The organism is Shewanella sp. POL2 (assembly GCF_000282755.1).
GTDB lineage: Bacteria > Pseudomonadota > Gammaproteobacteria > Enterobacterales > Shewanellaceae > Shewanella > Shewanella xiamenensis.
The window spans coordinates 96,185-102,184 of the sequence record NZ_AKZL01000004.1; the positions used below are offsets into that span (position 1 = coordinate 96,185).

The window sequence follows — 6,000 nt, forward strand, 5'->3', positions numbered from 1 at the left end:
TGTATCGAGATTACATTTCATTCCGACAAGCTAGTGCTCGCGAAACGAAGAATAATGCGTAGTTATTCTACTCAAATGACATGCGGCTCTTAATGACAGAAAGTAAGAGCATGTGCTTGTCTGACGAACTCTTCCGGCAGCGTTTCTGCTGCGTTATTGTCCGTTTATGTAGGATGACTACAAGCACGGATTTTGCCTTGTATAAACACTGGCCAAATTGCTCCAAAACTGAAACGTCAACACGCCCTAGGCATGAGATCACAATTGCTTGCTGCAGCTTTGACTAAAGTACTTAACAAAAAGGCCAAACGTTGGTTTGGCCTTTGGGATAATTGGGCATTTGACGCTATATGCCCACGGCGAATGGTGTTCTATGCCTGTTCTAGCTTGGCTAAACGTTGCTGATAGTCTTGGATTAGGTGCTGCATAATTTCTTCAGGAGCGGCCTTGTCACAACAGGTATCGAGGAAAATTTTAAAGGTGACGAGCGCATGACCATCATTTTTAAGTCTATCGCTTTGCATCGAAAAATAGGCTTCTTCATTTTCGGCTTTGCGGACGACAAACTTACTGGTTTCAAAGGATTTAGTGCCTGAGAGTTCATGCCATTTGGTGATACGGTTTAATGCAATTTCACTCGATTGGTTTAATTCAATGTGGTTTAACCAACTTGCGGTGTGTTCGGGATCTTTGTAATGTGGACATCTAACTGTGTAGTTATATACATGAGTAATTGCTGTCATAGCGTACCTACCTGTAGAGGATGTTGCTGCCATCATAGGCATCGTTTTTGAATTCGGTCAATCATTAATTACGCTGATACCGTCCTAGATAAATCACCGTTTTTACAAGTGTTTTTATATAAAAATGAGCGAGTTAATTTATTTGCCATAGCTGTTATTTAGCATGAGTTTTTAACGAATAACTTTGGGCTATCTCTCAGTTTTGCATTCAAATTCGTTTTTGCTTAACTACTGCGCAATAAAGCACCAATTAATGATAGGTATAAAAATGTTTTGATGAGTATGCTATTTAACATTAGCAAAATATGAGGGAAGTGCATGGTTGATGAGGGCTTGAATGGACAGAGGCCCGTTCCTTAAAACGGGCCTCTCAGCTGGCTTCATCTTTTGCAGGGAAAAAGCGAACTGGAACCAGTCTAGCGGATTTGTAACAGCATGTAACCCACCAAGATCACGTTTTGCGCTATTTGATGGAATTTTCGATCTGCGCGATCTCAATTGCCGAAGATTAAGGCGTTACGGCGGTTTTTGCTGTGATGATGTGGTGTTAAAGGTGTCTTTGATGCATAAAAAGAAAGGCCCAAACAAGGGAACTTGTTTGGGCCGATTCTATGTCGTTAGCTTGCGCTAGCCGAACAACATCCTGTCAATTGGCGCGCTGATAGGCGTTAGAGCTTGTATGGCTTATAACGCATTCGTGAAGATCTGGCAGATCTCTTCATGGGTTGCCTGTTTAGGGTTAGTGAAACCACAGGCATCCTTCAAGGCGTTTTCAGCCAGCGTTGGAATATCTTCCGCTTTAACCCCGAGTAACGTCAGGTTTTCTGGAATATTTACCGCAACGGATAGGGCTTTAATCGCGGTGATTGCAGCCGCAGCACCTTGCTCATCCGTCATATTGGCAACATCGACACCCATCGCTTTGGCGATATCTTTTAAGCGATGCGGTACCACTTTAGCGTTGTATTCTTGCACATGGGGTAATAAGAGGGCGTTACACACACCGTGGGGCAGATCATAGAAACCGCCTAATTGGTGCGCCATGGCATGCACATAACCTAAGCTGGCGTTGTTAAAGGCCATACCCGCTAAGAATTGCGCATAGGCCATCTGCTCACGGGCTTCAATATCTTGGCCTTGTTTTACCGCATTCACTAAGTTGCCTTGGATAAGTTCAATGGCTTTAATGGCGCAGGCATCGGTAATTGGGTTCGCAGCGATAGACACATAGGCTTCAACCGCGTGGGTCAGCGCGTCCATGCCCGTTGCAGCAGTGAGGCTTGCTGGTTTTTTCAGCATCAGCTCTGGGTCATTCACAGACAGTAATGGGGTGGTGTGTTTATCGACAATTGCCATTTTGATATGGCGAGCTTCGTCAGTGATGATACAAAAACGGGTCATTTCACTGGCGGTGCCGGCGGTGGTGTTAATTGCTACTAATGGCAGTTGTGGCTTAGCGGATTGGTCTAAGCCTTCGTAGTCTTTGATGCTGCCACCGTTGGTTGCCACAAGAGCGATACCTTTAGCGCAATCGTGTGGTGAGCCTCCACCGAGTGAAATCACAAAATCGCATTGATTGGCTTTTAACAGTGCCAGACCTGCTTCAACGTTCCCGACGGTTGGGTTAGGTTGTACGCCATCAAACACGGTTGAGGTAATACCATTTTGGCCGAGTTTTTCGACCACTTCACCGACTAGACCAATATTGACTAAAGGTTTATCCGTCACAATTAGCGCGTGTTTAAAGCCTAAGGTTTTGATATCACCAATAGCATCATCTACTGCGCCTTTGCCTAATACGTTGACGGAAGGAATAAAAAATTTAGCAGCCATATATCCACCTATTTGCTTGTATATTAAATTTGTTTCTTTCTGGTGACCAAACTACCAATTAAGGGGTAGCCAAGTTGTGATCTAGATCGGTTTAGATAGATTCCTGAGGTGAAATTCGCACTAAAGTTGGAACTAGATAACTAAATAATGAATTTTTATGACAGAGATTAAGAGCTGCATACGCTATGTTTTTTAAGAGTTTTTTCAGCTTTTACTTGTTTAGTTAAACTCAGATTATTACGCGATAAAATTGCCCGCCAAGGTGAGTTGTGGTTGAGTTTCTGGTAAGGTGCGGCCGTTGAGTTGATGAGGAGTATGTGAAGTACGATGGAAAAATATGAACAACTGCTGATTTCACTGCGCCGCGTGATCCGCGCTATCGACATTCATTCGCGGCAACTCAATAAGCATTCCGGCTTGACGGGACCACAGTTGATGGTGATGCAGAAGATTGCCCAACTCGGCGCTCCCTTAGCCAAGCAGGTGGCCGAAGAAATCACCCTCAGCCCAGCCACTGTGACAACAATTATTGATAGGCTCGAAGGGCGGGGATTAGTGATCCGCAAACGCAGCGAGTCCGATAAGCGTAAAGTCCATTTGTATTTAAGTGATGCGGGGCGTGCACTTTTAGAGGCGTCTCCTAAACCACTACAGGAACACTTTATTAAGCAATATCAAAATCTTGAAGAGTGGGAGCAGAGTCAGCTACTCTCATCGGTGGAGCGAATTGCGGCCATGATGGACGCCGATAAAATCGACGCAGCACCTATGTTGTTAGTGGGTAAAATTCAAGGGGATGAATAATCTCCTTGGGCCGAGAATAATAAAAAGCACTGATAAATCAGTGCTTTTTATTTAACCCCGAGTATTTATCAAGCTTTGGGGCAGTTGGTTTCTGTCACACTATTAATCAAAATCTCAGTCACTGGTGTGTCGTTAAAACCGTTGCTGGTTTTGGTCGGCACAATGCTTATTTGATCCACCACATCCATCCCTTCGACAACTTTACCAAACACGGCATAACCATAGTTGCTCGCCGAAGCATCGAGCTGCGGATTATCTAACACATTGATAAAGAACTGTGATGTCGCTGAGTCTGGCACTGTAGTACGCGCCATCGCGATAGTGCCCCGTTTGTTACTGATACCGACCGCGGCCTCGTTTTTAATCGGCGAGTTCGTTGGCTTGCTCTGTAATCCCGTGGTGAAACCGCCGCCTTGGATCATAAAGTTATTAATGGTTCTGTGGAATAAGGTGCCGTTATAGAAGGACTTATCGACATACTGTTTAAAGTTCTTTCCCGTGATGGGCATATGGGTGAGGTCGATGGCTAAGGTTACATCCCCCTTTGTGGTGCTCATTAAATAACAGACATCGGCGCTTAAGCTCGGTGGAGTTGGGTCGGGTTTGGGGATATTGGGAGTGAGATCATCTTCGCCACCGCCGCAGGCACTGAGGACCATGCTCAAACTGCTGGCGAGTAAAAGTCCCGTGATTCTTTTCATATCAATTTCCTTATTTTTGCGTTGTTCGCCACGCCTTTGCCTGCTTGGATAATGTAAGCGGGCATGGGTAAATGTTGCGATTAAGTGTTGTTTTTGTTTTGTGCGCGCATAGTGACAGAGCGATGAAGGGGATTTCAAGATGAAAAATGTAATTGATACAAAGTGTTGCAGCTAGTTGCCAATCTAATCATCCCCGTGCCAGAGAGGCATTCAACCTAAGGGATAAAGCTCACTAATGTACTCAAAGATAAGATGTTGTTTTGCTTGCGCCATTTAAGCGCGTTGCACCTTTTTTAATCACTCCCTGCTTCAAACTAGTGCGTTTGCTAGATAGCACGGTGGGCAAAGGCTTGGGCGATAAAGGCACGTATTTTATTCAAGATGCTGATTTATAAGTTTTCTTTGTTGTCACTTGGCTGACACAAATCTGTCTTCATGCTGTTATTTTGCGCTGGCATGGTTACTGCCTATCTAAGGCTATGGATGAGCAGTCGCGGGGGCGACAAATATGGGGCTGGAGAAGTTGCTGTATTTGCGGGGCGTGGGAGCAGACTTTACCGACTGCTTTGGCCAGTACATCCGCATTCCCGAGGCTGACAGGCAAGGGATTTTGACCTGTATGTTGCAGGAAAAAAATACTCAGTCCTGCGAGGCAAAGGATGAACCGTTAACGAGTTTACCCAGTGGCGACGAGCTTGACGCTCAGGTGTATCAACTCGATGCACACCATTGGACACAAGTGTTGCCGGCGTTTCATTGGTGTTATGTCGATGAACCTTGGGTCTGCCTGTATTTACCTCAATCTTACCGTGGCGATCTGCTGCTCACCTTTACCTGTGAGCAAGGGGAGAGGGTTATTCTTGAGGTGCCATTTTTGGCGCTAAAACCGATTGGGGATTATCGTATTCAGGCGCAGGAGTTGGCGCAGTTTGGCACCAGCTCCTTTGCCAATGAGTGTCAGTTCCTGCAATACCGCCTCGACCTCTTAGGTCATGAGTTTCATTGCCGTGATGCGGGCGATGCCGCTGAGCAAGATAGCAGCGCTGAGCCGCGCCGTTCATGGGAAAATGTCAGCGCCGCGCCAAACACATCTAGCAATAAAGACAACTTAAGTGATTTATCTTGCCTCGGGCTGGGCTACCACACTCTGAGCGTCAGTTTGCTTGGGCTGGCGGATGTTCAGCACGGCCTAGCATCGGCAAGTACCTCAGCAGCAAGCAACTCATCAGCAAGCATTTCTGTAGCAAGTATGGCGACTGAGTTCCATGGCACTTTTATGGTGGCACCGAGAACCGCCTATCAAGGGGTGATGAGCGCTGTGGCGCAAGGAAAGCGCCATAAACCGTGGGGCGTGAGTATTCAGCTTTATAGTCTGCGCAGTGAAAGCCAATGGGGCATGGGCGACTTTGGCGATTTAGAGCAACTGATTGGTTTAGTGGCCGAGTATGGCGCCGATTTTATTCAACTTAACCCATTGCATGCCTTAGATATTGCCGCACCGGAACATCCGAGCCCTTATAGTCCCTGCGATCGTCGAAGGCTGAATCCGCTGTATATTCATTTACCTAGTGTGCCTGAATTTGAGCCATTAAAGACGGAGTTTGCGGCGAAGGAATGGCAAGAAGCCATTGCCCTACTCAATGCGGAGAACTGGCTCGATTATCCCAAGGTCAGTGAGCTTAAGTACCGCGCCTTTGCACGTTTATACACAGTCTTTTGCGAACACCATTTGCAGCTGCACACACCAAGGGCGCAGCGATTTGAGGATTTTGTAGCACAGCAGGGCGCTCCGCTCAGGGAATTTGCCCAAGCCGAATCGCTACGCAGCCCAAGGGCCATAGCACAGGATGAAGGCTTTTATTTGTACCTGCAGTTTGTGGCCGAAGATCAACTGCAATTGTGCCAGCTCAAAGCTAAAG

Annotated in this window: 5 protein-coding genes; 2 read left to right on the forward strand and 3 right to left on the reverse strand. The window is 46.4% G+C overall.

Annotation, left to right across the window (positions count from 1 at the left end):
- Positions 1 to 371: 371 nt before the first annotated feature.
- The gene (locus SHEWPOL2_RS02040) at positions 372 to 743 is read right to left on the reverse strand and encodes a hypothetical protein (protein ID WP_037416019.1); all 372 of its coding nucleotides are present in this window, start codon (positions 741 to 743) and stop codon (positions 372 to 374) included.
- A 684-nt stretch (positions 744 to 1,427) separates the two neighbouring features.
- A complete protein-coding gene (yiaY, locus tag SHEWPOL2_RS02045) occupies positions 1,428 to 2,576 on the reverse strand; it encodes an L-threonine dehydrogenase (protein WP_037416021.1) in 1,149 nt (382 codons plus the stop codon).
- 327 nt (positions 2,577 to 2,903) lie between these two features.
- Between yiaY and SHEWPOL2_RS02050 the strand changes: the two genes are divergently transcribed.
- A complete protein-coding gene (locus SHEWPOL2_RS02050; RefSeq protein WP_037416024.1) occupies positions 2,904 to 3,380 on the forward strand; it encodes a MarR family transcriptional regulator in 477 nt (158 codons plus the stop codon).
- Positions 3,381 to 3,448: 68 nt separating this feature from the next.
- On the opposite strand, the gene SHEWPOL2_RS02055 is transcribed toward SHEWPOL2_RS02050, so the two are convergent.
- Positions 3,449 to 4,081: a peptidylprolyl isomerase gene (locus SHEWPOL2_RS02055; protein ID WP_037425553.1), complete on the reverse strand. Its 633-nt coding sequence runs from the start codon at positions 4,079 to 4,081 to the stop codon at positions 3,449 to 3,451.
- A 508-nt stretch (positions 4,082 to 4,589) separates the two neighbouring features.
- Here SHEWPOL2_RS02055 and SHEWPOL2_RS02060 point away from each other — a divergent pair.
- On the forward strand, positions 4,590 to 6,000 hold a 1,411-nt coding region (locus tag SHEWPOL2_RS02060), incomplete at its 3' end, for a 4-alpha-glucanotransferase (RefSeq protein WP_037425555.1).

Excerpts from the sequence above, each read along its gene's own strand:
- SHEWPOL2_RS02040 (WP_037416019.1), bottom strand. The coding sequence starts at position 743 with ATGACAGCAATTACTCATGTATATAACTACACAGTTAGATGTCCACAT.
- yiaY (WP_037416021.1), bottom strand. The coding sequence starts at position 2,576 with ATGGCTGCTAAATTTTTTATTCCTTCCGTCAACGTATTAGGCAAAGGC.
- SHEWPOL2_RS02055 (WP_037425553.1), bottom strand. The coding sequence starts at position 4,081 with ATGAAAAGAATCACGGGACTTTTACTCGCCAGCAGTTTGAGCATGGTC.
- SHEWPOL2_RS02050 (WP_037416024.1), top strand. The coding sequence starts at position 2,904 with ATGGAAAAATATGAACAACTGCTGATTTCACTGCGCCGCGTGATCCGC.